Raw genomic sequence first — 24,357 nt, 5'->3', positions numbered from 1 at the left:
GGGGCGGAAGCCTTCGGCTTTGAATTGGGCCTTTCGGCCCAATAAAAACCCCCTGGAATTCCCCTTCGGGGAATTCTTGGGTGGTTTATGTCGGCCCCCGTTGGGGGCCTTGGTTGAGGGGCTTAGAATTCCCCGTTGGGGAATTCTTCGGTGTGATGGTTTGTTGAAATTCCTTCGGAATTTGCGGTCTTGTTGGTCCTTTTGGTTTTCGTGGCGTTGTGTCAATTTGGTTTGGGCTGTGGTTGGTTGGCGTGCCGCCCGTTCCGGGCGGCTGTGTGGTGTTGGCTCGCTCGGTCGTGTGCGGGATCTGAGCCTGTGAGCTGGTGTTTGATGGTGTGTCGGGTTGGGCGCGCCGTTGGCGCGGTGGTGGTCTGGGTGGGGTGAGGCCGTTTCATGGTGGGTTTTGGGGGCGGCCGTTGGCCGCTTTTCGGGGGTGCTGGTATTTGGGTTTCATGTTTTCTGTTCCTGTTTTTTGGAGGGGGTCTCTGGTTCCTTTTTCTGGGGTTTTCCCGGGTGGTGGGTGGGGTTTTTAGTGTCAGGTTGCTTTCTTTTCTTGGAGTCGGCTGTTTCCGGTTAGCGAGCGGCTTTGTTTGGCCGAATGGGTGCGGGTGTTAGGTGGGGTTTTGGATTCACATGTCTGACGCTGTTTCAGTTTCTGGGTTGGGTAGTTCTGGGGAGGTTGGTTTTTCGTTCGTGGGTCTTTTTCTGAAGGGGTCGGGTGCGCCCGTTGGGCGCTGGTGGGGGCGAGGTGTTGTGTCTGCCGGCGGTGGGTGGGCCGTAGGGTGCGGGGAGTATTGCAATATACGAACTCTTCGGCGGAGCAGCATGGTTGAGCGGGCGGTACATCCGGTGTGGATCGCGGTCGAGGCGGGGGTCAGGAAGCGAGTGGCGGACGCTGTCGAGGCGCAGCAGGGGCGGCGGGCTCGGCTGTCGGCCGAGGGCGCGCGGTGGCGTACGCAGGGGCTGACGCGGGCTCAGGCGGCTGCGGTGCGGGCGGCCTGGCGTGGTGAGGTGCGGCGGTTGCGGGCGGCTGGTGAGTTGCTGGACGTACGGGATGCGCTGGTGGGGTTTGGGGTGCGTGAGGAACTGCGGGCGCGGGGGTGGGACCGGGAGTGGGATCCGGCGCCGGAGGAGGCGTGGGACCAGGGCCGGTGGATCGGCTCGCGCGACAGCGGCCCCAACGGCTACCCCGAGCGGCTCTCCGCCCGTTTGGACGCCGCGCTGGTGGCGCAGGCGGTCGCGGCGTGCTGGTGGACGTCGTGGCCGGCGATCGAGGCGCTGCGTGCGTGGCGTGATGCGTACCCCGGGATCGTCCCGGCCCGTTACCGGCCCGACGAGGAAGGCCGGCGGCGCCTGACCGGGCCGCTCGCCGAGTACGAGCGCTTGGCCGCCCAGATCACCACCACCGGCATCATCTGGCGCGCCGGCGTCACCCGCGGCCTCAACGAGGCCACCGGCACCCGGCCGTGAGCCTGGTGGAGCGTCAGTTGTTGCGGGCTCGGTGGCCAGCGGCTCCCGGTCAGACCAGGGGGTGTCTAGGAGGACCGGCTTGTAGCTGTCCGGCGAGCCGGCGAGCGACTGCTCCCTGCGGGCCATCGTCATGGCGAGCATGAGCGGCAGCGAGCTCGGCCTTGCTTCAGGGGGTCTTCTCGAGCCTGTCGAGGGCGGACGGGACAACGCCGGGGCGCAGCGGAAACGCTGCTGAGGGTCTGCGGGGGGTGAGGACGGGCAGGCCGCGGGCGCAGCGTTGGGGAGCAGGACGGGGAGAAGAAGGGGCCGGCCGTTGGCCGGCGGTGGGGGCGGCCCCCTGTCGGGGGCGCCGGGGTGGTGGGGCCGGGCCCCTGTCGGGGCCCAGGTGAGTGGGGCGGGGGCCGGGCCCGTTGGCCTGCTCCGGGGTTCTGGCTGCTGTGACGGCCGCGCCGGTGGCGGAGCTTCGCCGGCGTAGTGGCGGGAGGCCGAGGTTAGCCGGGCCGGCGGTGGGGGCGGCCCGGCTCCTGTCGGGGCGGCGGGGTGGTGGCGGTCTGTCTTCGCAGCCCGGTGCCGGGGGTAGCAGTAGAGAGGGCGGAAGCCCCCTGGGGGACCTCCCGGGGGCGCACAACCACCTCGTGGGGTGGGAGGATCCAGTTCCCTGGTTCCGGCCTCGTTCCCGGCAGCCCGCCAAGGGGGCTTCGCTGGTTGGGACCCTATACGTTCTCGCGGTCCTTTGCGGGTGGTCAGCCCCTGAGCCCGGCCCGGGGTGAGATTCTTGGCCCCCTGCTGGACCGGTTGCAGGCAGGGCGTCGGTCGGTCCGTCGTAGAGGGCTCCCTCGTGCGACACACGAGGCCGGTCGTTGGCCGGGGGCCGGGGCCCCTGTCGGGCCCCAGGTGGGGCGGGTCAGGCGGTTGCCCCGGCGGCTCGGTGGGCGCGTACTCGGCATGCGGGTGAGCAGTAGCGTGCGGGTCGGCCTGGGCCGGCGCGGAGGGGGAAGGGTCGTCCGCAATCGGCGGCCGCGCACAGGATTTCGTTACGTATTTCGTTGCGCAGGTCCTCGACCGGCGGGGGCTCCGGTGCGTTCTTGGCGCTCTGCTCCCACAGGATCCGGGCGACGCCGTCCGTGCCCCGGTCCTTACGGCGCCGTGACGGCGTGTCCCAGCCCGTTCGCGGGCGCAGCACCGCTGCCTGCTTCCATCCGACCGCGCGCAGGCTTGTTCCTGATTCGCCGTCCTGCGTGTAGGTGATCGCCCGCACGAATCCCATCCGCGATGCCGCGCCCCATACGGCCCCGTACAAGGCGCTGCACGCGTTCGGCGTGCCGTCCGTGGCCACGCGGGTGACTTCCACGCACAGGTTCTGGTCGAAGCATCGTGCGACGGGCCGGCCGACGATGGCCACGCCGCACAGGCGTCCGTCCGGCCGGCACACGCCGATGCTGAACCGGTGTCCGCGCGGGCGCTTGTGGTGGCGGTGGATCGCGTCGACGAGGTCGGCGGCGTCCTGGAACTTCAGCGGCACGATCGTCAGCCGCTCCTGCCTACTGGCCATCGGCACCGCCGTGCTGCTGACCGCCGAAGCGGCGGTGCGCGGCGCCGAGGATCTCGACCAGCCGCCGCGCAGCGTCGGAGTCCGGCGAGCGCAGTTCGTCCAGCAGTTCAGCGATCTCGGCCTCGTCGATTTCGACATGGATGCGGCGCTGCGCGGGGAGGTGGTTGGTGTACACGCGTTCCATCGGCTGGCTCCCTTTCTGTTGTAAGGGGCGGCCCCCTTGTGCCCGGGGCGGGGGTGCAGCGGCTCGGGGTCGGCTGGGTGTTGGGTGTGGCCGCCTGGTGCCCCTGCAGGGGGCTCGAACCCTGCTCTGCGGATCGAAAGGCCGCCGTCCTAGCTCATGGACGACAGAGGCAGGCTGGCGCGCCGTTCGGTGCGGTGCGTCCGTGCCCTCGGCGGGATTCGAACCCGTGGTCTCCCCGTTGAGGGCGGGGTGAGATGACCGCTGCTCCACGAGGGCCCGGTCCTGCGGCGCGGGGAGCGAGTCGGTGCGCGGCCGGGGCCGCGCGGGTCGCCTACTGCGCGCCGCAGGATGGCACCCGCCCTCCCGGGCGGGTGGTGGTGGCGATCGCGCCCTGGCGGGCCATCGCCCCTGGGCACCTGTCGGCGCGCCAGCGGCAAGGAGCGGCCGAATGGGGGCCGGGCATCCCTTGTTGGTGGTTCCTCCCGCCGTGGGGGGAGAGACGGGAGGAACCAGTGAGCTGGCGGGATTCGAACCCGCTCACGCCCCCGAAAGGGGACTGTGCACTCCACACACCGCAGCTCCAGAGGGACGCGACCCCTCCTTCAACCCGAAACGCTGATCAGGCGCCCAGGTCCGACCAAAGACCCTCAGAGAAGGGCGACATCAGCCTTCCGGCCCGCCACCCCAATCCCTGCTGGCACTTAAGACTATACACGTCAGACATCGCCGAACGCAAGTTTTAAGCGGCAATATGGGCAAGGGGGTTCGCCGGGCGGGAACGCACCCCTGCCGCGCGGGGCGCACGGGCCCGGCCGGGGCGGCGCGGGCAGGGCCCGAAGGGGGTTGTCACGGATCAGGCCCGGGCGGCGCCGATGCCCCCGGCGCACCGCGCTCAACTCCTGCAGTGCAGTCGTGGTTTCGCCTGCAGGCAGGGCCGCCGCGGCGTCCAGCAGGGCACGGGCGCGCCAGGCGCGATGTGGTGTCCTTCGCCGGCCAGGCGCTGTTCGACCTGCCGGCACACGCCTGGCGCACCGGTTCTTGGGCGGGCCGGCCGCCGCCTGGGCCGAGGTGGCAGCCGGCACCGCCGGCCCGGCTGCGGCCTGGCCGGCTGCCGGAGGCAATCGCCGCCTGTACCCCGCGCACGTCCGCCGGCAGGCTCCTGCCGGCGGACGCCGTAGCAGCGGTGGGCGCGGCGGTCGGCCTGTGGCGCGCCGCGCTCGCGGCCGACTGCCGCCCGGCGCTTTCGCCGACGCTGACGTTGTCGCCGAACGTGCCGCGGGCCGCCCGGGCAGCGAAGCCGCACTGCTCCTGGCCGCCCGGCTGGTCACCCGCCCCGCACAGACGCGGCAGGACGCCTCTGCCCGCCAGGCGGCGGGCGGCGTCCGGGCCGGTGCCACGGGCGCTCTCGGCCAGGATGCGGCGCAGGCCGAGCGCCGCCGTGACGGCGGCCGGCAGCACGGTGCCGGCGAGGGCGCCGGGTTGGCGGGCGCAGGTGGCGGCCGCGGCGAGGTAGAACGCGGCGAGCTGCGGGGGTTTCAGGGCCGCGAGACGGCGGGCAGTTCACTGCGGCCGGGTCGGCGTGGACCGGGCGGTGCACGACCGTGGCGTGGCCGGCGCCGCCGGCGTCCAGGGCGGCGCCGGCCGGGGCGGCCGGCCGGGGCCGGCTCCAGGACGTCCGCGGTGCGCGGGTCGGGCGGGCCAGGCAGCGTATCCAGCACCGGCTGCCAGCTCCTGGAGAGCGGGTCGACGGGGAGGAGAAGAAAGGGGCCGGCCGTTGGCCGGCGGTGGGGGCGGCCCCCTGTCGGGGGCGCCGGGGTGGTGGGGGCCGGGCCCCTGTCGGGGCCCGGGTGAGTGGGGAGCGGGGTGGTGTGGGGGTTTCGCAGGCGCCGCTGCGGGGTGGCGCTTAAGAAACGAAGGCGGGGCGAGCCAGGAGGGCGGAAATCTGCGAGGGCCGGCCGTTGGCCGGCGGCGGGGGCGGTTGCCTTGTCGGGGCGGGGCTGATGGCCCGGTAGCGGGGCAAGGGCAGCCGGCGGAGGACGGTGGCCGTCCTCAGGTGAGGCCGTCGGCGTTAAAGAGAGACGGTCTTGCCCTGCCAGGTGTCCCGGCGGTGGGGGTGTTCCTGTTTGGAGGTCAGGTGCCAGCGGCGGGCGTCGTGGGGACAGCGGTAGACCCTCTTCTCCATCTTCAGGTCGTCAGCGCTGATCCGGTGGAGCTGGATGCCTGCCAGGCGGCGCAGGGCTCGCCACCGCGTTGCCTGGTGCTTCTTGGCGCAGCGGCAGTGGGAGTGCAGCGGCTGCAGCCGGGTGTCGGCGTCGACAGCGGAGCTGCGGATGAACTCAAGGAAGGTGCTGCGCTTTTTGAGGCCAGCCCATCTGGTCCAGCCGTCTTCCTCCGAGCCGATCACGTAGTAGCGGATCTTCCAGCCCTTGTCCGTCAGTCGGGCCGTGGCCATGACGGCCGCTCCGCCCCTGCGCTCGCCCTCGACCCGGGCCTCGGCGGCGCCGGGGTACTGGCGGGACACTGCCCAGCCGTGCCGCGTCATCATCTCGGCCAAGTCGTCGAGCTTGCCCTGTGCGGCGACACGAGGGTCCGGCTGGCGGTCCATGCAGTTTCCTCCCGGTACGACAAGCAACCGATTCGACCCTTAAGACTCTACATTCGATGTCACGTGTCCGCAAGTCTTAAGAGGCGCACATGGAGGGGGCGGGAGGGTGGGACCGGAGGAGTGCGGTCAGCCGGCCGGCCATCGCCCGGCAGCGAGGCGCCCCCTGCCGGCAGCACGGGGTGACCGCTGCCGGGCGCCGGCGGGCAAGGAGAAAAAGACCGGCCGTTGGCCGGCGGCGCGGCGGGCGCCGGCGACTCCAGGCCGCGCCGCCCGCAAGGTCAGGAGCCCTTGCGGCAGGCCGAGCGGGTGCGCGGGCACCGGGCCCCTCGCGCCGGGGACGCCCTGATCCGGGCGCAGCAGGGCGCCTTGGGGTCCTTCGAGGCCGCCGCAGCCCTCGGCGTCCAGGCCGCGGACGTCCGCGGCCATACGGCCGTCGTCGGGGCGAGCGGACGGGGTGAGGTGGGCAGGGGCGGAAGGTGCCGGCCTTCAGCGATCGGTCACAGCGCACCGCGGGCTACGGCCAGGCGGCTCCGAATCCCGGGCAGCACGCAGCGGCAGGACGCAGCGGCCGTCCCACCGGCCGGCGGGACGGTTCTATGCCAGGCTCCGGAAACGGGCTGGGACCTCGGGCCGTGCAGCGCCCCTGCAGGGACTCGAACCCTGTTCTGCGGATCGAAAGGCCGCCGTCCTAGCCCATGGACGACAGGGGCGTTGGGGCGGCCGCTCCCGCAAGGAAGAACAGGGGGTGCGGGAGCGGCCGAGCGCCTCTGCGGGGACTCGAACCCCGTTGACCGGGCTGACAACCCGGCGCCCTAACCCATGGACGACAGAGGCAAGGCTGGCACACCGTGTGGCGCGCCCGTGCCCTCGGCGGGATTCGAACCCGCGGTCTCCCCGCTGAGAACGGGGCGAGATGACCACTACTCCACGAGGGCCCGGTCCTGCGGCGCGGGGAGCGAGTCGGTGCGCGGCCGGGGCCGCGCGGGTCGCGTACCACGCGCCGCAGGAGGCTTCCGCCCGAGGGGCGGGTGACGGCGATCGCGCCCTGGCGGGCCATCGCCTCTGAGCACCTGACGGCGCATCAGCGGCAAGGACGTTCCCGGCCGAAGCCGGTTCAGTTCTTGTGCACGGTTCCTCCCGCCGGGGGGGTGGCGGGAGGAACCAGTGAGCTGGCGGGATTCGAACCCGCTCACGCCCCCGCAAGGGCTGTGCACTCCACACACCGCAGCTCCAGAGGGACGCGACCCCTCCTTCAACCCGGGACACTGATCAGGCGCCCAGGTCCGACCAAAGACCCTCAGAGAAGGGCGACATCAGCCTTCCGGCCCGCCACCCCAATCCCTGCTGGCACTTAAGACTATACAGGACACGCGGGGTGACACGCAAGCTTTAAGGGGCGATGCGAAAAGGGTCTCCCGGACGGCGGAGGCACGGCCGGACACTGTCCGCGCCCCAACGGGCGGACGCGGGTACGGGATCCGGCGAGCCGGGAGCGCCGGCCTGCGAGGACCGGCAGCACGGGAGCGAAGGCCGCCGCACGGTCCGGCAGGACGCGGACGCGCCGGCGGACGGCCGGACAGAAGGACGGCGTCTTCGAAGGCACCACATCCATCCGCGAGCCCTTCCTCCCTTGCGCCCGCCCCGGCGGCCCGAAGTGCCGCAGCCGGGCCGGAGCGGGTCCGCCCGATCCGGCCGGGCCACTGCCCCCTCACGCTCGCCGCCGGCCGGCTGCGCACAGCCCGGCAGCCGCGTCACACGGGAGCTCCGCCTCCACCTCCCCCGGCGAGCAGGGCTGTTACCGCGCTCGCGCGGATGCGCCCGCCAAGGGCCGACAGGCGCAACGCCGCGGAACGGCCCGGGCGCCGGAAAGGGGGAACGGACTGGGGGCCGTCCGCCGGCGCCCCGGGTACCACCGGAACACGGCCGCCCGACAAAACCCACCAGAGAATTCCGAAGAAATTCAGAATTCCCACCGGCCCCGAGAACAATTCGCATTCCCGGCTCTTCAGGGGTGCGACCTGTGCTGTCGGGGCGCTTGGGAAGCCCAGAGCAGCGCCCGTAGCTCCGCGCCCCTCCGACGGCGCGTCACGCGCTCCGTAGGCGCCCCTCGGCGCGCTCACCCGAGCCCGTGCAGAATCCTGCGCCCCTGTGCGCCCCATTGCCCCGCCTCCACCCTCCGGGTGCTGCGCCCCTCCCCGGCCGTCGTCGGCGTTCGAGGCGGTACCCCCGACGGTCCCGCACCACCTCAGGCGGGCGCGAGCACAGCCGAAGCCCCGCACGGTCAGCGATCGTGGCGCGCGCCTGGGCCGCCGGCGGGCGGGGCCGCCTCGGCGGCCGGGTACCCGGCCCGCATCAAGGCGTCTTCGTTGCCCGGGCGGCCGGCGGCGCGTTCGGCGACGACGTCAGCGTCGGCCAGGGACGGAGTGTGGTCGGCGCTCGTCCGGGCGAGGGACAGCCCGAGATCGCCGGCGAGCGCGGTGACGGCGAAGGCGCCGCGAGAGCGCCGGGCGGCAGATCGGCCGCGAGCGCGGCGCGCCACAGGCCGCCGCGGTCGCCACCGGTGCCGCGCACCGGCGGGAGGGGCCCGCCGGTGCCCGGCGTCCGGGCCGCGATCGCCTCCAGCAGCCGGCTGGCCGCGGCCGCGCCGCCGGGGCCGGCCGCCATCTCGGCCCAGGCCGCGGCCGGCTCGCCCATGAATGCCGGGTCGGCCAGGAGGACGTGCGCCAGGTGTCCGGCGGCGCCGGGCACCCCGTCGCGAAGAGCCTGCAGGGCTCGGTGCGTTCCAGGCCGGCCAGCAGCGGCGGGGCGTGCGGTCCCCGGCGCAGCCAGACGGCGGCCGGCGCCGGACGGCCGGGAGCGAGGCCGTACATCTCGGCGCGCGAAGGCGGGCGCGAACGCGTGCAGGACGGGCAGTGGGTGAGGAGCTGCCAGCGCGGCCCCTCCTGACCGGCGGCCAGGGCGCTGCCGGTATGCCACGCGTGCGTCAGCTGGTCGCTGGTCGGCGAAGAGCGCTGCGGCCGGCAACCGGGGCCCGGCGGCGTCCGGCCGGCTCGACGGGCGCGGCCGTCCAGGCCGCGGCACAGGCCGCGCGCCGCCCGCGCGGCGGCCGGCGGCGGGTCGCCGGCGAAGGCGCCGGGCCGCTCGGCGCAGGCGGCCGCCGCGGCGAAGCAGAACGCGGCAAGCTCCGGCCGGCCCAGGGCTACAAGGACGGCCGGCACATCGCCGGTCCAGGCGGCCGGGCCTCGGCGACGAGGTGGTGCAGGGCCAGGGCGTAGCCGTCGGCGCCGGCGTCTTGGACACGGGCCACGCGGTGGCAGCCGCGGCCGGCCCGTGCGCCGCCGCCGTCTGCGGCAGGTCCTGGGCGTCAAGGCCCGTAGCGGCCGGGGCCGGCTGCCCACCGGCCGGCTCCCATCAGGCCGGCAGCCGGGCGGGCAGAACGGCGGACCGCTCCCACACGCGCGGCCACCTGGCGAGCGGCCGCCGGGGCCGGCCGCCTGCTCGGCGCCGGCGGGCAGGATCTCCTCCACCACGGCGGCGGCCGGCGCGGTGCCCAGCGCAGGGCGGCTTCCAGGGGTGCGGCGTGCTCCGGCGTACAGGTTCCCAGCGCTCGCTCCAGGAGACGGGCCGGCTCCGGGGCGGGGGCGGCGGGAGAAGCGCGAGGGCCTCCCCGCACCACTCCCACTCCCCCGGGCCGCCCGCGGCGGGCGGGCGGTGGGCCAGGTGCGCGGACACCAGGCGGCCGTGCAGCCGGCCGTCGACGCCGGCCAGGCGGCCCAGGCGCCGCATGCGCTCGGCCAAAGCGGTGCCGGCGTCGGCGTTCGCCGCGGCGATGTCGAGCGTCGCGCGCGCCAGAGGGGGCCCGCCGCAGAGGATCGCCGGGTGCACCTGGTCGAGGTCGGCGTGGAAGACGGTGGGCGGGCGGCTTCAACGGTCAGTTCCAGGTCGCGGCACAGCAGGTTGGCCACGACGGCCCGGATCGCCGCGACGTTGGCGTGCGCGGGCGCCGCGACGGCCGGCCGGCCGGGTAGGCGGTGCGCACCAGCTCCCGCAGCAGCGCCCCCACTTCGTGACCGGGCAGGCGGGCGGCACTTTCCTGCCCCGCCGACTCCCGCATTCCGTTCCTCGTCCCGTTCCTCCGCGACGCCGTCACCCAAGCCGGAGGCACGGACCCCGGCCACCGCACGGCCGGCGGCAGCCTGCAGCGACACAGGGCCGGCGTACTCGTCCTCCACCGCGCCGGCCGGCAGCCCCTCCACCGTCCGGATCCACTCACCGTGCGGTGCGCTGGCGTCACCAGGCGCGCCCACCGGGCCGCCAGGGGCAGTGTGTCCCCCACCGCCGGCCCGCCGCCCTCCGGTCCCCCGGTCCCGTTCGGCCGGCAGCACGTCCCAGCGGCCAACGGCCAGGCGCAGCAGCACGTTCAGGGCCTGTGGGCCGGCGGCGGCGATCTGCTGGGCACGGCTGCCGGACCAGGCTCCATGGGCGGCCGGCGCACTCAGCCACGCGCGCGGGCCGGCGTCGGCGACGTGCTCGAGGAACGGGCGGCCGGACAGTGTCCGCCGGCCGCTTCCTCCGGCATCAGCAAGTGGCTGGCATCGTCGCTCAGGACGGCCAGCCACGCCGGCGCCGGGGCGCAGCGGAAGAAGCAGGCGGTGGCGCGCGGGTCCGCCCACCCTGCGAGCTCCCGGGCCTCGGCCGCGCCCGGGTGCCCGAGGGCGGCCGGGTCCAGGACACGGGCCGCGCGGCCGGGCAGCGGCACCAGCAGCTCCCGGGCCGCGCCGAGGGTGCTGGTGTACAGCGCGGCGGCCTGGCCGGGGCCGACCGCACGGCCGTGCAGGATCCCCGAGGCCGCCCCGTAGACGCACATCCAGCGCCGCACCCTGCGCCGCCCCGAGCGTCACGCCCGTCAGACGCTCGACAATGCCGCCGACCCGTGCCTGGTGGTAGCGGGCCGACAAGGAGAAAGGGGCCGGCCGTTGGCCGGCGGTGGGGGCGACCCCCTGTCGGGGGCGCCGGGGTGGCGGGCGCCGGGCCCTTGTCAGGGCCCGGGTGGGCATGTGCGGGCCGGGAGCCACCGGCTCCCGCGGCGGGGCCGTTCAGCGGCGCACCCAGCAGCCAAGCGCCGTCGTTGCCGCCCGCGCCAGCGCCCGATGCTGCTCCGGCGAGGCATGCGCTCCCTGCACCGCGGTGACGTTGCCCCACTCCATCACGTAGGTGACGGCCGCCAGGTGCCGGCCGGAGCGGTGTATGTCCACGGTGTACTGCGTGCCGTCGACCGTCACGTGCGCCATCGGGCCCAGGTTGGTGTCGACCCAGGTGGCACTCTGCGCGGCAGCGAAAACGGCGTCGGTGACGTTCTGCTCGAGTTCCATGGCGGCCTTCTTTCTTCCCGTGGTTCGCGGAGGTCGCGCCCCGGGCACGGGGCCGGGGCGCACTGGTCAGTGGGCGGACGGTCGCGTCCGGCCGTGAGGGGGTTCTCCTGGTGGCGGCGGAGGGGTTATTCGACGGTGGTGATCGGGGTGAGGAGGTAGGCGTGTTCGGCGCCGGCCTCGCCGTCGGCCAGGGTGCGGGCCACCTGTCCGGCATGCCGGTGGCAGGCGTAGCCGCTGGCCGTTCGGGCGCCGGGCTGCTTCAGGTGGAAGTCCGCGGTACGGGGGCAGTTGCGGGTGGCGCGGTGGGTGGTGCCCTCGCACAGCGGCCGGCCCGACGAGTCGAGTTCGGCGGCGCCGGCGTACCGCGGCGCGCTTGCGGCGGGCAGGCCGGAGGTCTGCTCGAGCCGGGTCACAAGCGCGCGGGTGGCGTCTGCGCGGGTGGTGTCGAGGATGTGGTGCCAGTGGTCCCGGTGGGGCCGGAAGGCCTCGTCCAGGGCGTCTGCGACGGTCTGCGGGTCCAGTTCGTTCAGGGCGCGCCGCTGATCTTCGGTCAGGCGGAAATCGTCGTTCCAATCCGCGCGCAGGGCTTCGACGGTAACGGGGTTCACGGGCTCACCTCAGTGGTGGTCGGGGGCCGGCGAGGGCAGAGCCCAGGCCGGGCCGCAGGGGTGGAGGGCGGGTGGGAGCAGCGAGAGGCCGGGTGGTGGAGGGCCGCTCGCTGCTGGCCTGCCGGGGCCGGGCGGGCGGGCCTTCAGGGGCGGGCGTCGGGCAGATCGTCGACGTAGGCGGCCTTCGTCCGCCAGGCCGCCGCGCAGCCGGGGGCGGTGCACTGCACCCGGGAGTAAGCCGAGGGAGTGCGGCGATAGCCGTTGAACGCCGAGTGGTTGCACCGGCGCTGGAGAACGACCCACCACGGACGGTGGGAAGGAGTCGTGCAGGCGGGCACGGGGTGGCCTTTCGTCGGGATGAGCGCCCCCCTGCGTGGTGCTACGCCAGGGCAAGGGGGCGGGCGCAGCGGTTCAGGCGCCGTTCTCGGTGGGCGGGAGGGGGTGGTGTCGGCCGGCGGCGTGCAGGTCCATGGCGATGTGGTCCAAAACCGTGGTGCGGTGGGCCCACGTACCGCCGGCTTCCTCGATCAGCTCGGCCACCATCTCGGTCGCGGTGACCATGGCGTGGTAGACCTCGGGCCGGTCGGTGCCGGTCATCAGCTCGACCAGGGCCCGCTGCAGGTACTGCGGCCAGTTGTTGGGGCCGGGGCGCAGGTGGGCCTCAGCGCCCGCCTTGCGGTACTGGCGGGCGGCGTACAGGGCGCGTTCCACGGCCTCGCCCAGACTGCGGTCGGCGCATTCGGGACGGGGCTTGATGGGCAGGGACAGCACGGCGGCTCCGGGAGGGTGAGGGGCGTGTTCCCGCGCCGCCGCCGGAGCGGATCGGGCGGGACGAAGGCGGGGCGGGCGTGCCGACAGGTGCGCCCCGGACCGGCCCGGCCGGGGCGCATCGCGAGCTGTCAGCCGGCGGCCAGCTCCTCGAACCGGTCGGCCTTGCGGTGCACGCGGCCGGGGTTCGACGCGGTCACGTAGGCCACCGTGGCGCGGGTCCTGGCGACGTCGACGACCAGGCCCCGGCGGTACATCCCGCGCGCCCAGACGTATGCGGGGTCACCGGCCTTGGGAGCGGCGCCCTCGTCCCAGCCGGACATCCCCTGGGCGCTCGGGCGCGAGTCGACCAGGAGCCTGAGCCGGGGCAGGAGTTCCCGGTCGGCGAGCTGGAGGTCGATGCGCGCACGGACCTTCTTGACGACGGTCTCGATGTCGCCGTCGGGGCACGCGGCCGGTGCCCCGCCGCACACCAGCCGGTGGTGGGCGTGCCGACGGGTGCGCCCGGTGACGGTGGCGGGGTGGCGGGTGACGACGAACTCGATGTCGCGGTAGGTCTCGCGGTGGACCTCGACCGGCTTGAGGGTGCCGGTGCGGGCGCGCTGCTCGGCGAGCTCGTCGGCGGCCGCGGCGGCCTCCTCCAGTGTGGCGAACCGCGGCACGGGCGCACCGGAGACCTGGCCGGGGGTCCACAGCTCGTAGGGGGTGGCGGCGAAGCGGCTCCCGGCCGGCCAGTCGTAGCGCTCCACCACGCCGATGGTGTCCAGGCCCTGGGTGAGCTCCCACTTGCTGTCGGGCTTGATCGCGTCCGGAGTGATGACGGGAGTGAGACGCATGAGCCGTTCCTTCCAGCGGGACTGTTGCACAGCCCAAACCATTTCGACTCTTAAGACACTACATGCAGGATTGCTGCAATGCAAGCCTTAAGAGGCGACAGTGGAAGCGGCGTCCACGGTGGGCTCTGCACCGGCGGTCAAGCCGGCCGCCGAGAACGGGGCGTCCGCCGGCCGATGATGGAGCGCGGCCCCAGCGATGCCGGAAAGGGGCGCCCCGAGGCAGGACGGGCGCAGGCCGGCGCCGTGGGTCAGGCTGTCGGACGCGGCGACGGGAAGCGGTCGACCAGCTGGCTCGTCAGATGCCACCAGCCGCTGTCCGGACACTGGTACGCACGCCGCGGCGGCTTCCCGGGGGCGGAGACGAGCTTCAGCAAGGCAAGTTCGGCGCCGGCCCGGTTGGCGTACCGGCTCTTACCGCAGCGACAGGCGGAGCGCGGCTTGTGCTTGACCTTCAGCGCCCGCAGCTTCGCAACGAGGTCCTCGATCTCCTCGCCCTGCTCCTCGACCGCCCTCGGCAGGCTCAGCCCCATCGCACGGTAGGTGGGATCCTCCGGCAAGACCACTTCGATACGCGCCCGGCGCAGCGCCGGGCGAACCCGTGAGCCCAGACGCCGCAGTTCGACATGCGAGGGCCGTCCGTTCCACGGGCTCGCGCCGTCCCGCACCGCCGCCAGGACCCGCGCGCTGGACCGGTCGGGCATGTAGACGTGCACCTCGTCACCGGGCTCGCTGAGCCTGACCGTCATCGCCGCGCCCAGCACGGCGGCCTCCCCGGGCCCGTGCGCCTGCTCCTTGGCGACGTAGAAGAAGCTGGACCGCACACCCCGCGGGCCGGTCCGCCGCCTCGCCCATGTCCCGTCCTCCCGCCGCCTGTTGATCAGGCGCCGGACTTCACAGAAGTACACACCGTGAGAATCCAGAACATACGGGAACACCCGGAACAGCCGCCCGTCCGGATCACTGCCATGGTCCATACCGCCATTGTCCCCGCGACACGTACCGCGCCGCACCGGAAACGGCCCAACCCCCGCCGCCGGCCGGAGAATCCACGCCGCGGCGGTGGTCGGACGCCAAGAGCGGGCAGCGCTTGGCCCGGCCGGCCCCGGTGCGCGGGCAGGGCACCGGACGCCGGAAAGACGGGCGGTCAGCTCCAGTCGTGGGCGATCAGCCAGCCGGGCCCGGCCAGCACCCGGCAGCCCAGCGCCGCGACTGCGGCCCGCAGCACCTCGTCCCACTCAGGCGAGGGAGCGAAGTTCCGGACGGGCCGGCAGGCACCCGGCGGCACATCCTCGGACGCGGTGCCGATGACGACCCGAACACAGGCGTCCTCGCCCTGGACGAGAAACAGCCCGACCCCGGCGTCGCCGGTCCTCCGGGCGCGAGCGCGCCGCAACTCCTCCAAGGCGCCGTCGACGTGGAGCCAGTCGGCGCCGGCGAGCTCGACGCCGTAGACGACATACACCGAATGTTCCAAGCTCACGCAGACCCTTCCTTTCTCTTGTGATCGGCGACAGGCCGCGCTCCCCCGCCGGCGTGTGCGGCGCACGAGAACGGGCATCGGCGAGCCCGCGGCCCATCGGGACCCGGGCGGGCAGCCGGGCAAAGGGCCCGACCCCCGCGCGAGACCCGTTCGAATGCCATCGGATCCGCCGGCGCCGGCCTCCGGCCAGTCGACACCCGCGGGCGGGCGAGCTGGGCCGCTCGGGCCGATCCCCCGCCGGCATACGGCCGGCCGCGCCGGTCAGCTCCGGTACGCGTTGAGCCAGTCAGCGATGGCCGCGGCGACGGCCACACAGTCCGTGAGACAGTCGACCGGCTCATCCCCGGCCCCGGCGCTGTAGATCCGGTCACCGGGCTCGCCGTTCTCGTCGTGCAGGACCACCAGCCACCCGGTGTGGGCGGACGGGGCGTGCTCGACGGACGGGTCGCGGTCGGCCACCAGCAAGTGCAAGCGGTTGTAGACCTCCAGTTCGGGCGTGGCCGGGTCGAGCGGGATCGCATAGCTGGGGCTCACACCGTCGGTGTGCACGGTGACGCCGTGCTCGGCGAGGGCGGCACGCAGCATGGCGCCCGCCGTGAACAGGCTCTGCCGCCGGACACTGTCGACCCCGTCCCACGGCCACAGGCCACCGATCCGGTAACGCCCCTCGGCGTCCGGGGCGATCGTCTCGCTTCCCTCCTCGCCCCGGTAACGCTCGTCCCAGGCGAAGACGAGGGCCGCGCCCTGCCACGCGGCACTCAGGCCGCAGCCGGCGTCACGCGTGTTCAGGTCGTCCGCGATCCGCTCGGCCGTGAGGCGGGTGACACTGATCGGCTCGTAGGGGCCCCAGGTGGCGGGGGCAGGGCGGGCGGCGTACGGGCCGTGCGCGCTGCCGTCCACGGTGTACAGCTCGATGGTGGTCATGAGGAACCGCCTTTTCCGGTGTTGAGTGCTCAGGGGATCGTGGGCTCGGGCCGGGCGAGGAGTAGGGATTCCCAGCCCCCGTGGCCGGTCCGACAGCCGTCGATCCGGTCCGCCCCGAGCGAAAGAAGGTGCCGTGAGAGTTGCCAGAGGCGTCGGAGATACGGGGGCTCGGGGCGCAGCGGTGGGCTCGGCGGCCGCCGGTGGACCGGACGGCAGGGGTTTCTATGGGCTGTGGGGCAGGGGGTGCGGCACCGCGCGGCGGACGCGGGGCCCAGGGAGGGCAGCGGACGCCGCGCACACCGGCGGCCGCGCGGGATCCGGGTGCAACCCGGGGCCGGAGTGGCACAGGCCCGGCTGCCAGAAGACGACGCGCAGGCGCTCCCTCCCCTTCAGGATTCGAGCGACGGGGCGACGCGCTCGATGTGAGCGAAGACCACGGTGTCGGCGGCGTACCGGTCGAAGCCGCGCTCCCCGCTGTGGAGGGTGAACTTGTAGGTGCCCGGCGCGACGTCGACGACTGTGTAGTCCCCGAGCAGTCGCGTCCCCGAGGCGCCGCCCTTTGACTTCCAGTCCTCGAAATCGGCGATTGAGTACGCCCACACGTCGGTGACGATATGCGCCAGACGATCCTTCTCCGGCAGGGAGGGGACGTCGTTTTCGTCGAGGACCGGGGAGGCGATGACGTAGCTGTTCTCCCCCTCGCGGTACAGGCCGGGGCAGGAATTGCCCACGGGGCCGAAGGCGCAGCCCAGGGCCGCCATCGCCTCGACGACCTGCGCCTGCCCGAGGGCGGTGTTGTAGGAAGCGCCCGCGTCGAAGTCGACGTCGTAGACGTCGCGCAGGTCGTCGCTGACGATCAACTTCCCGGAGGGGACATCGAGGGTGATCTCCGTAGTGATGCCCATCGGGTAGGGGCACGGGTCCTGGACGTGGACGGCGCCGTCACGGATGACGTACGTCGGCCGCTGGTCGCACGCGGCGCAGCTCCAGTGGACGCCCGCCACAAGCGGGGCCTCACCGGGCTCGGCGAAGACCACCACATCGTCAGCGCTCCTGGGCAGGAGGTCGTGGCCGTTGGCGTTCAGGGACATCCGGACCGACATGGGGCGCGGCTCCTCGGTGTGTGGGTTCGCAGAGGTAGGGGATCAGGGCGCGGCTCCCGGCTTCACGGGGGCTGGGGAACTCGTCACCTGGGAACAGCGGGTGAGACATGGACACGGCCTCCCCAAACACAACGCCTTGACCCTTAAGACAATACATTCAAAGATGCCGGAGCGCAAGCCTTAAGCGGCAACCGTGAACGGTGGGCGTCAGGCGCGGCAGAGTGCAGCACACGCAGGCATGCGGCGGGCGACGCCGGCCGGCAGTGAGGACGGCTTTCTACCGGGGGTGCGGGGACAGTCGAAGGGCCGGCCCCCCGGCGGGGGCCCGGGTGTCCGGGCCCCCGCCGGGGCGGCCGCCGGGCAAGGGCGCGCAGGCGTCACGCCGCGGCGGCGAGTCGCTCCCGGGTCACCTGGGCGTACGTGGCGGAGAGCTCGACACCGAGGAAGGAACGCCCCTCGGCGAGGGCGGCCGCACCGGTGGTTCCCGCGCCGGCACAGGGATCGAGCACGAGGCCGCCGGGCGGGGCGATCTGCACGAGCTGACGCATGACAGCCAGCGGCTTCTGGGTGATGTGCCGGCGCTCCTCCCCACGGGGCTGGGAACCCTCGAGCCACCCGGGAAGGTAGAGGGTCGGAGCGTGACGGTAGGGCTCGCCGTTGGAGCCCCACAGGACGTACTCGCACTCGCGCTTGAACCCGTTCTGGGTCGGCCGGGCCAGCCGCTTACGCCAGGGGATGATGCCGCGCCAGGTCCAGCCGGCCGCCTGCAGCGCGTCGGAGGTCGCCGGCAGCTGGGCCCAGTCGGTGAAGACCAGGGCACTGCCACCGGGCCGGGTGACACGCAAGGAGGCCGCCAGCAGCAGGCCGAGCCAGTAGGTGTAGGAGCGCTGGTCCCGGTTGTCGCCCGTGAAGTCCGGCAGGGTGTGCATCGCGTCCCCGCTGACGTATTTGCCGCGGGCACTCTTGCTCCGGCGTTCGGCATTGGTACGGCCGCCACTGTTGTAGGGCGGATCGGTGATCACGGCGTCGACCAGCGTGTCGAGCGTGGGAAGGATGGTCAGGGCATCGCCCTGATGGAGAGTCCAGCGCTGCAATGCGGTCACCTCCTGACGCGGGTCGCATGCGCCGCCATCGCGGCGAGCGAGTCGCTGCGTGCAGTAACGATCGCGATCATGTAATCGCGGAAAGCCTCCAGTCCAGCGTGTTCAACACCAGCCGGCCCCGGCCCCCCGGCACCACGGGCCGTCGACGCCGACATGCCCGCAGGCCCGCAGGCCCGCACCGCAGGAAGCCCCCCCCCGAGCCGGCAACCGCGCCACCCCAGGGCGCAGCCGGCCCCGCGCCGGCGTCCCCCCGCCGGACAACACGCTGCGACGCACAGGCACAAGCCGGCCGGTGCGCAGCCCCGGAGCAGCAGACACCCGCCCGGCCGCTGCCCCCGGCCGCAGCAGCAACGCGTTACCCCCGCCACCCGGCCGCGCGGCGGCACGTTTCCCCTACAGGGGAAACCGCGGCTGCAACGATCGGACGCCGCGCGAAGCCTGACGAGGCAACCGGCGGGAAACCACAGGTCAAAGCAGGTAACGCAGCACGTTGCACCCACCGCCCACACCTTGCTGCACCAGGAAACCGCCGACTCGCGGAACCCCAGGCGCGGGGGCAGCAACCACGCCCCCGGACAGCACGAGCGCCGGCCGTTCCCCCGCACACAGCAACGCCGCTACGCCACGGCCGGCGCAACACGCCGCGACACCGGCCCCACCCCCGCCCCCACCAAGACCACGGTGACGCCCGGGGGATTCCTCGGCCCGCCCGGCCGGCCGGCTATCGCGCTACGGGCATCCCCCCGGCAACACCCCCCACACAACATCCGCCCACCCGTCCGCAACCGCGGCGCCTTGCAGACCACCCAACAACCCACCCCGGCATGTGACGCACTTCACCTCACCAACGGCCCGGTCCGCAGCACGCGAGCACCCCCCACCCCGCCGCAACCACCCCCGCCCGCAAACACACCGCCCGCCCCGCAGACGACCGAGCACGCCGGCAGACCTCCGCCCCACCCCCACCCCGACCGGGAAACGACCACAAACGACCGCGATGCCGCAGACCGCCCCCGCCGACACCCCGGGCCGCGCCCCGGCTGCCAAACACGCGCCACCGGCCCGCCCGACCACACACCCCCGCAAACACACCCACCACCCACACGCCACGACGCGCTCCTCCCCTCACAACACCCGACAACCCACGCCCACGGCACCAAAGACCCAGGACCCAAACAGACCCAGCACACCCCACCCACCAGGGAAAACACCCGACCCAGAACCCAAAGACCCAGAACAAACAAGAGCAAAACCCCCTCCCTGGGTCCACACACGCCGGCATGACGAACACGCAAGACCCACCCACACCCCCCCGGCCAGCACGAGCCACACACGCGAAAGGACCACCGGCCGCCGAAAGAGCGCAGCGGCCCGCAGCACCCTGGGACAGCCCCGCACCCGACGGGCCGGTGCGCACCCGACCTTCCCCGACCTCCGGTCAGGACATGCCGCAGAGCGCCGAAGCAGCCACGGCCGGGAGGACACCCGCCCCCATGGGTCCACACCGGCTCGAGCGTGTCCGCACCGAGGCCGCCCGGCGGCAGACGCGGCACCGGAGACCCAGGACCCAGGAGACCCAGCACACCGCCTCCACCTGGGAAAACACCCTACCCAGGACCCAAAGACCCAGGACATAAGGGGCTAAAACCTTCCCCCTGGGTCTCCACGGTCCGCTCGGCACCAGGCCCGCCGCAGCACGCCCGCCCGGACGCGAGACCCGGCAGCCGACCACAACACCGCCAGCACCGCCCGCGCCAGATGCGACCAACACCCGGTCTCCTAAGGCGTGTTCGAGATGTCGATCACCAAGTGTGGGTGTCTTCGGCTTGGTCGTAGAGATGCTCGACTTCCGCGATGGCTTCGGTGATGTGCGGGTTTGAATGGCCGGGCCAGTAGTTGGCCGCCATGTCGGGGAGGTAGCGCAGGTGACGGTCATACAGGTCGAGCCCGGCCGCCGTGACCCGCGGATCCCTGTCTTCGGGTTCCAGGAGACCGCAGCGGATCGCTGCCGCTTCGTGCAACGGGATCCCGAAGAGCGACTTGAAGTACCGGTAGCGATCCGCGTGAGGGTCGTTCGCCTCTTCGATCACCCCTCGGACCAGGGCGAGGACGTGAACGGGGCTGATGCTTTCGTGGGGTGCGGGAGTTCGGTTCACGTCGCGCGGTTCTCCTTCTGTTGCCGGGAGGGACTATTGTCCCGCCCGGTTGGCACGGGGCGTCCCGGGGGCGAGCCTTTGAGGTGTTGCCCAAGGGCGTGGAAGTGGTCAAGGCTGGAAGCGGTGCTGCCCGAGTAGATCCAGGTCAAGGCCGACGCTGCCGGGCATATCGAGTGGGAGGTGTCGGTCGACTCCACCACTGGGCACCTGCTCGTAGGCGCGGTCCCGTCAGATGGGCAGGCAACCGACGCTGAGATGCCAGTATTCGCCGCCGTTCGGGCCGAGCCGCCGGGCGATGGCCTGAGTCTGTGTCGAGGGCAAGCCAGGGAGCATCATCAGGGAAACCGTGCCTCCACCCAACCGGGCCACCGCCGCCCACTGGTGAATGCGGGGGTCGGACGGCAAGGCGATCCGGGACGCCCCGTCGGCGCACAGGAGCTGGAACGTCACGCGGCCATCAGTCTCCAGCGACCACCGCGCCTGGGAGTCGATGGCCCGGGCGGTCTCATCCCGCGTCGCGAACCTGTACCGGGCAACGAAGTCGACCACCTCGACGCGAGGCACGCTCTTGTCCACGACCAATGCCAGGGCGGCCATGAGACCGCCGGTGGTGGGCAGCGCGAGGGGGACGGCCGTCACCGGCGGGACGCCCTCGCAGACCGTCCCGTACAGCTCCCTCTTCGTGGTCACAGGCCCCTTCGTCCGTTCTGTCGTTTGCCGGCACCTCGTTCGATCTCCAGTGGTCGCCGCAGGTGGGCGGCCGGATGGCCGGTGGATCGGCCGATGGCGCCGGGCTCCTCGCGGGCGTCGGCCAGTTGCGCAGACCAACGGTCCGCAGCCGCACGCACCTGAGTCGTCTCGGAACAGCTTTGCACCGCAGGACTGTTCGCTCGCCTACGGCTTCCGGCCCGGCCTGAGATCCGACAACGGAAACGCAAGCGGATCCTGGCCGCGCTGGGACCACGCCGCCTCGTGCTGTTCCCGGCGGCGTACGGCAGCGTCGTACGGGTCGTGCCGGACGGCTTGCAGGCACTTCTGGCAGGGCGTGCCCGCAGGCCGGTTGTCCAAGTCCTGGGCGTCGGCGGACCGGCCGCAGGCCAACTGCAGGCGCTGCCGTTCACCCCTCAGGCGTCCGTAGTGGTCGAGCCGTCCGCCGGCCACCCGCACGCGAGGGGCCATCCGGCCCGCGCCGCATCGTCGCGGCCGGCGGACGAGGGTGTGGTCGTCATGGTCGTCCTACTCAGCACGCAGGTGCCTGGGCTTAGAGTCCGGCACAGGTCGTGCAGAACCGGTACAGATGGGCGAACCCTGTGGCCTCGATCTCCGCGCGGGTGCGAAGGGTCATGTACGGCTCGCGAAATGCGTCACGCGGTGTGATCGAACTGTAGGTGAGGATGGACGGATCGCACCGCGCCTGCCGGTCAGCGCCGAACCGGTGAAGGTCGTAGCTGTCTTTGGTGGTGCCGGCCCATTCCTTGTCGCTCATGCTGTCTCCTTCGTTCGAGTACTGGATTAGGTCGAGCGCGGGGGCGGCCGGGGAGTTGGGCGGAGCCCTGCGCAACGGCCATCGTCTTCGGAGGCTGACCGTACATCTGTCGCCCGTCGGCGGCCGTGGCCGCTGCCCCGGCCGGGGCGTGGCCCGGGAGATGCTGGCGTCCGGCAGCGCGGTCCGGACTGAACGGCACCCCACCGCCAAGGCCTTGCCCGCCCTGAGCGGCAGACGGCCTCCCAAGATGGGGGTGACGCACATCGGAGTGCGGGCCGTGGCGCGACCGGTGGTGCCGCGGCCCCGGGGAACGGGGAGCATAGGGGCGAAATTAGTCGGTGTGCAGTTCGTGCACGAGTCGCCAGCTCACGACGGGGCCCGGCTCGACGGGGATGTCGCTTCGGGCCGTACGAACGTAAGCGCGAAAGGTCTGATAGCCCTGTGCGGTGTAGCCGTACTCGAAGTAGTAGAGGCGGTCACCGATGAGGCGCATGTGCTCGGTCCAGCCGTCGCCCTCACCGTCGGGGTGGCGGTGTTCGTCGAAGCGGGCGCTGATGGTGAAGGACTGCCTGGGCATGGTGCGGCTCCTCGTGGGTGTGGTGGGTGTGGGTCGGGGTGGTGCGCCCGACACCGGGCCCCGGTTCGCGGGGAGGGGGTGTCGGTACAAGAGGCGGCGGCCCGGTAGTCGCGCAGCTAAGCGGTTTCGCCACTGCGGGCCCGGACGATGCCCGCTGCCAGGCCGCCGACCCGGATGTACAGCGCTTCGACCATCTGCGCCTGGCCTTCACGGTCGAGGCCGAACTCCTGTGAGAACGTCCCGTTCATCAGCCGCTCGGCCATGCCCAGCAGTCCCTGGACCTGACGTGCCGCAGCCGCCAGGTCGCACTCCGGCTCACCGGTCTCCGGCTTCATGCGATCCCCCAAACCTTGCTGTCCCTTAAGACTATACATTAAGGGGTTGGATGAACGCAAGCCTTAAGGTGCAATGCGTGCACGTCGGCCACAGGGGGCGCACCGCGCGGGCCGGAGCGCCGGGCGCGCCGCGGGCACGGCCGGCACAAGCGCTGGACACGGGCAGGACAGGGCGGACGGCGTCCGGCTGATTCAGTCGTTGCCGCCGGAGACCGCAGAGAACACCGCGAATTCAAGCAGAGCTGTGTAGTACGCCAGCCATGGTCACCTACGGCGTGTTGCTGTCCGGATTGCTGCACGCCTCCTTCCGGCCCTCGCACCGGGCCTCTACCGTGTGCGCGTCATCGTCGACAGAAGGGACGCGCGCCATGGGGTGGGGTACCGGCAAGGGGGATTCGGGCGGCGACGGCCAGCATTCGGGTGGCAAAGACTTCAGCGACGGCAAGGCCTCCGACGACACCAAGGACCCGAAGTCAGAGCCGAAGCACAAGAAGGACGACAAGTAATGTCCCAGGCGGTTTCGCCCCGTGAGCTGGCCGCCGTGCGCGGCCTGCTCACCGCTATCGAGGCCGACAACGGGGCTCTTCCCGAGCGGTGGGCGTCGGCCGTCGCCTCGGTGCCTCGGCATCGTTTCCTGCCCCGCGTGATCTGGCAGCGCGACGGGGCAGGCGGCTATGCCCCGCTCGACGCCGACACCGAGTCAGAAGCGTGGCTCGCCACCGCGTACGCCAACACCTCCATCGTCACGCAGGTCAACGACGGCCAGCCGGCGGACGACGGCGTAGCCGCGTTCCCGTCCTCGTCCGCGTCGGCACCCTCGATCGTCGTGCTCATGCTCTCCATGCTCGACCCCCAGCCGGGCCAGCAGGTGCTGGAGATTGGCACCGGTACCGGGTGGAACGCCGGCCTGCTCGCTCACGTCCTGGGCGCGGGGAACGTCACCTCGGTCGAGGTCGACCCGGTTCTCGCCGAACAGGCCGCGGCCGTCCTCGCCGAGCTCACACCCGGAGTCACGGTGGTGTGTGGCGACGGCATGCTCGGTCACCCCAACCGGGCCCCGTACGACCACATCATGGCGACGTGCTCGCTCAATGGCGTCTCGGCCGCGCTCCTCGCCCAGACCAAGGCACAGGGCACGATCCTCACCCCGTGGTCACGCCCGTGGTGCGACTACGGCCTCCTCCACCTCACCGTGGATGATCACGGGGACGCCCAGGGCCGCTTCCATCCGTACGCCGTGTTCATGCGGGCCCGAGGACAGCGCGTCGGCCTGCGGCTCTTCCGCGACGTCGTCCACGACGACCACGTGCCCGCCGAGTCGACGACGAACCTGTCGCCGTGGGCAGTCGCGGGCGACGACTACGACGCCCAGTTCGCCCTCGGCCTGCTCCTACCAGACCTGTGGAACGTCCGGCACGACAACCCCGACCTAGACAGCGTCGAAAGACGCCTGTGGGTCGCTACCGCCGACGGATCTTCTTGGGCCGCCATCGACGACGACGGCAAGCAGAACGAGGAGTTCACGGTGTGGCAGCACGGCCCGCGCCGCCTGTGGGACGAGGTGACGGCCGCCTGGGCCTGGTTCGAGGCGCACGGCCGGCCGTCACCTGGACGGTTCGGCATGACCGTCACAGCGGACGGCACACACCGGGCGTGGCTCGACGCCCCGGAGAACACCGTCGCGCCCACCACCGGCGCGACCTGACACAACGGCAGCAGCACGACGGACGGTGCGCGGTTCTTCGGCGCACCCCTTCCTTGCCCGACCCCAGCCGTACGGCAGGCGAGACTGGACAAC

At 72.6% G+C, this 24,357-nt stretch carries 24 protein-coding genes and 6 tRNA genes; 3 read left to right on the top strand and 27 right to left on the bottom strand.

What is annotated here, in order from left to right; genetic code table 11:
• Positions 1-885: 885 nt before the first annotated feature.
• The gene (locus tag ACH4PU_RS32905; RefSeq protein WP_398280518.1) at positions 886-1,470 is read left to right on the top strand and encodes a hypothetical protein; all 585 of its coding nucleotides are present in this window, start codon (positions 886-888) and stop codon (positions 1,468-1,470) included.
• Between the two features lie 904 nt (positions 1,471-2,374).
• Here ACH4PU_RS32905 and ACH4PU_RS32900 read toward each other — a convergent pair.
• From ACH4PU_RS32900 to ACH4PU_RS32770, 27 genes are all read right to left on the bottom strand, one after another.
• Positions 2,375-3,022: an XF1762 family protein gene (locus tag ACH4PU_RS32900; RefSeq protein ID WP_398280521.1), complete on the bottom strand. Its 648-nt coding sequence runs from the start codon at positions 3,020-3,022 to the stop codon at positions 2,375-2,377.
• Positions 3,012-3,206, bottom strand: a complete 195-nt coding sequence (locus tag ACH4PU_RS32895; protein ID WP_398280515.1) for a hypothetical protein — start codon at positions 3,204-3,206, stop codon at positions 3,012-3,014. Before ACH4PU_RS32895 ends, ACH4PU_RS32900 begins: the two co-directional genes overlap by 11 nt.
• A 95-nt stretch (positions 3,207-3,301) precedes the next feature.
• Positions 3,302-3,377 (bottom strand) — tRNA-Glu (locus ACH4PU_RS32890).
• Positions 3,378-3,409: 32 nt separating this feature from the next.
• A tRNA-Glu gene (locus tag ACH4PU_RS32885) sits at positions 3,410-3,482 on the bottom strand.
• Positions 3,483-3,717: 235 nt separating this feature from the next.
• A tRNA-OTHER gene (locus ACH4PU_RS32880) sits at positions 3,718-3,788 on the bottom strand.
• Positions 3,789-5,274: 1,486 nt separating this feature from the next.
• Positions 5,275-5,811: a hypothetical protein gene (locus tag ACH4PU_RS32875; RefSeq protein ID WP_398280512.1), complete on the bottom strand. Its 537-nt coding sequence runs from the start codon at positions 5,809-5,811 to the stop codon at positions 5,275-5,277.
• Positions 5,812-6,449: 638 nt separating this feature from the next.
• A tRNA-Glu gene (locus ACH4PU_RS32870) sits at positions 6,450-6,521 on the bottom strand.
• 52 nt (positions 6,522-6,573) lie between these two features.
• Positions 6,574-6,645 (bottom strand) — tRNA-Asp (locus tag ACH4PU_RS32865).
• A 28-nt stretch (positions 6,646-6,673) separates the two neighbouring features.
• Positions 6,674-6,746 (bottom strand) — tRNA-Glu (locus ACH4PU_RS32860).
• A 1,417-nt stretch (positions 6,747-8,163) separates the two neighbouring features.
• Positions 8,164-8,559: a hypothetical protein gene (locus ACH4PU_RS32855; protein WP_398280510.1), complete on the bottom strand. Its 396-nt coding sequence runs from the start codon at positions 8,557-8,559 to the stop codon at positions 8,164-8,166.
• A gap of 663 nt (positions 8,560-9,222) precedes the next feature.
• Positions 9,223-9,696 carry a hypothetical protein gene (locus tag ACH4PU_RS32850; RefSeq protein WP_398280507.1) on the bottom strand — a complete coding sequence of 158 codons (474 nt, stop codon included), beginning with the start codon at positions 9,694-9,696 and terminating at the stop codon, positions 9,223-9,225.
• Positions 9,697-10,306: 610 nt separating this feature from the next.
• Positions 10,307-10,678: a hypothetical protein gene (locus tag ACH4PU_RS32845; RefSeq protein WP_398280504.1), complete on the bottom strand. Its 372-nt coding sequence runs from the start codon at positions 10,676-10,678 to the stop codon at positions 10,307-10,309.
• Between the two features lie 229 nt (positions 10,679-10,907).
• Entirely contained in the window at positions 10,908-11,183 is a 276-nt protein-coding gene (locus tag ACH4PU_RS32840; protein WP_398280501.1) for a hypothetical protein, read from the bottom strand.
• Positions 11,184-11,308: 125 nt separating this feature from the next.
• Positions 11,309-11,791, bottom strand: a complete 483-nt coding sequence (locus ACH4PU_RS32835; RefSeq protein WP_398280498.1) for a hypothetical protein — start codon at positions 11,789-11,791, stop codon at positions 11,309-11,311.
• Positions 11,792-11,934: 143 nt separating this feature from the next.
• Complete coding sequence (locus tag ACH4PU_RS32830) at positions 11,935-12,129, bottom strand: hypothetical protein (RefSeq protein ID WP_398280495.1); 195 nt, start codon at positions 12,127-12,129, stop codon at positions 11,935-11,937.
• A 73-nt stretch (positions 12,130-12,202) separates the two neighbouring features.
• Positions 12,203-12,562 (bottom strand): hypothetical protein, encoded by a 360-nt coding sequence (locus tag ACH4PU_RS32825; protein WP_398280492.1) that lies wholly within the window; start codon positions 12,560-12,562, stop codon positions 12,203-12,205.
• A gap of 128 nt (positions 12,563-12,690) precedes the next feature.
• The gene (locus ACH4PU_RS32820; protein ID WP_398280489.1) at positions 12,691-13,395 is read right to left on the bottom strand and encodes a hypothetical protein; all 705 of its coding nucleotides are present in this window, start codon (positions 13,393-13,395) and stop codon (positions 12,691-12,693) included.
• 248 nt (positions 13,396-13,643) lie between these two features.
• On the bottom strand, positions 13,644-14,369 hold the full coding sequence (locus ACH4PU_RS32815) for a hypothetical protein (RefSeq protein WP_398280486.1): 726 nt from the start codon (positions 14,367-14,369) through the stop codon (positions 13,644-13,646).
• 170 nt (positions 14,370-14,539) lie between these two features.
• Entirely contained in the window at positions 14,540-14,875 is a 336-nt protein-coding gene (locus ACH4PU_RS32810) for a hypothetical protein (protein ID WP_398280483.1), read from the bottom strand.
• A gap of 261 nt (positions 14,876-15,136) precedes the next feature.
• A complete protein-coding gene (locus tag ACH4PU_RS32805) occupies positions 15,137-15,799 on the bottom strand; it encodes a hypothetical protein (RefSeq protein WP_398280478.1) in 663 nt (220 codons plus the stop codon).
• A 389-nt stretch (positions 15,800-16,188) separates the two neighbouring features.
• Positions 16,189-16,902, bottom strand: coding sequence for a hypothetical protein (locus ACH4PU_RS32800; protein WP_398280475.1), 714 nt, complete (start codon positions 16,900-16,902; stop codon positions 16,189-16,191).
• A gap of 377 nt (positions 16,903-17,279) precedes the next feature.
• Positions 17,280-17,996 (bottom strand): DNA-methyltransferase, encoded by a 717-nt coding sequence (locus tag ACH4PU_RS32795; RefSeq protein ID WP_398280472.1) that lies wholly within the window; start codon positions 17,994-17,996, stop codon positions 17,280-17,282.
• Between the two features lie 1,811 nt (positions 17,997-19,807).
• Complete coding sequence (locus tag ACH4PU_RS32790; protein WP_398280469.1) at positions 19,808-20,161, bottom strand: hypothetical protein; 354 nt, start codon at positions 20,159-20,161, stop codon at positions 19,808-19,810.
• Between the two features lie 228 nt (positions 20,162-20,389).
• Positions 20,390-20,851 carry a hypothetical protein gene (locus ACH4PU_RS32785; RefSeq protein ID WP_398280466.1) on the bottom strand — a complete coding sequence of 154 codons (462 nt, stop codon included), beginning with the start codon at positions 20,849-20,851 and terminating at the stop codon, positions 20,390-20,392.
• A 571-nt stretch (positions 20,852-21,422) separates the two neighbouring features.
• The gene (locus tag ACH4PU_RS32780) at positions 21,423-21,647 is read right to left on the bottom strand and encodes a hypothetical protein (RefSeq protein ID WP_398280463.1); all 225 of its coding nucleotides are present in this window, start codon (positions 21,645-21,647) and stop codon (positions 21,423-21,425) included.
• Between the two features lie 331 nt (positions 21,648-21,978).
• Entirely contained in the window at positions 21,979-22,224 is a 246-nt protein-coding gene (locus tag ACH4PU_RS32775) for a hypothetical protein (RefSeq protein ID WP_398280460.1), read from the bottom strand.
• A 116-nt stretch (positions 22,225-22,340) separates the two neighbouring features.
• Positions 22,341-22,559, bottom strand: coding sequence for a hypothetical protein (locus ACH4PU_RS32770; RefSeq protein WP_398280457.1), 219 nt, complete (start codon positions 22,557-22,559; stop codon positions 22,341-22,343).
• Between the two features lie 260 nt (positions 22,560-22,819).
• Here ACH4PU_RS32770 and ACH4PU_RS32765 point away from each other — a divergent pair, with 260 nt between their 5' ends.
• Positions 22,820-23,065: a hypothetical protein gene (locus ACH4PU_RS32765; RefSeq protein ID WP_398280455.1), complete on the top strand. Its 246-nt coding sequence runs from the start codon at positions 22,820-22,822 to the stop codon at positions 23,063-23,065.
• Positions 23,065-24,264 carry a methyltransferase domain-containing protein gene (locus ACH4PU_RS32760; RefSeq protein ID WP_398280453.1) on the top strand — a complete coding sequence of 400 codons (1,200 nt, stop codon included), beginning with the start codon at positions 23,065-23,067 and terminating at the stop codon, positions 24,262-24,264. The genes ACH4PU_RS32765 and ACH4PU_RS32760 overlap by 1 nt, the downstream gene beginning before the upstream one ends.
• The last annotated feature ends 93 nt before the right edge of the window (positions 24,265-24,357 follow it).

It is taken from the genome of Streptomyces sp. NPDC021100 (genome assembly GCF_044333095.1).
Lineage (GTDB): Bacteria > Actinomycetota > Actinomycetes > Streptomycetales > Streptomycetaceae > Streptomyces.
This window is presented reverse-complemented; position numbering and strand designations above follow the sequence as displayed.

Coding starts and splice junctions, on each gene's coding strand:
- ACH4PU_RS32900 (WP_398280521.1), bottom strand. CDS start 3,022: ATGGCCAGTAGGCAGGAGCGGCTGACGATCGTGCCGCTGAAGTTCCAG.
- ACH4PU_RS32895 (WP_398280515.1), bottom strand. CDS start 3,206: ATGGAACGCGTGTACACCAACCACCTCCCCGCGCAGCGCCGCATCCAT.
- ACH4PU_RS32875 (WP_398280512.1), bottom strand. CDS start 5,811: ATGGACCGCCAGCCGGACCCTCGTGTCGCCGCACAGGGCAAGCTCGAC.
- ACH4PU_RS32845 (WP_398280504.1), bottom strand. CDS start 10,678: ATGTGCGTCTACGGGGCGGCCTCGGGGATCCTGCACGGCCGTGCGGTC.
- ACH4PU_RS32840 (WP_398280501.1), bottom strand. CDS start 11,183: ATGGAACTCGAGCAGAACGTCACCGACGCCGTTTTCGCTGCCGCGCAG.
- ACH4PU_RS32820 (WP_398280489.1), bottom strand. CDS start 13,395: ATGCGTCTCACTCCCGTCATCACTCCGGACGCGATCAAGCCCGACAGC.
- ACH4PU_RS32815 (WP_398280486.1), bottom strand. CDS start 14,369: ATGGACCATGGCAGTGATCCGGACGGGCGGCTGTTCCGGGTGTTCCCG.
- ACH4PU_RS32805 (WP_398280478.1), bottom strand. CDS start 15,799: ATGACCACCATCGAGCTGTACACCGTGGACGGCAGCGCGCACGGCCCG.
- ACH4PU_RS32800 (WP_398280475.1), bottom strand. CDS start 16,902: ATGTCGGTCCGGATGTCCCTGAACGCCAACGGCCACGACCTCCTGCCC.
- ACH4PU_RS32780 (WP_398280463.1), bottom strand. CDS start 21,647: ATGAGCGACAAGGAATGGGCCGGCACCACCAAAGACAGCTACGACCTT.
- ACH4PU_RS32775 (WP_398280460.1), bottom strand. CDS start 22,224: ATGCCCAGGCAGTCCTTCACCATCAGCGCCCGCTTCGACGAACACCGC.
- ACH4PU_RS32770 (WP_398280457.1), bottom strand. CDS start 22,559: ATGAAGCCGGAGACCGGTGAGCCGGAGTGCGACCTGGCGGCTGCGGCA.
- ACH4PU_RS32765 (WP_398280455.1), top strand. CDS start 22,820: ATGGTCACCTACGGCGTGTTGCTGTCCGGATTGCTGCACGCCTCCTTC.
- ACH4PU_RS32760 (WP_398280453.1), top strand. CDS start 23,065: ATGTCCCAGGCGGTTTCGCCCCGTGAGCTGGCCGCCGTGCGCGGCCTG.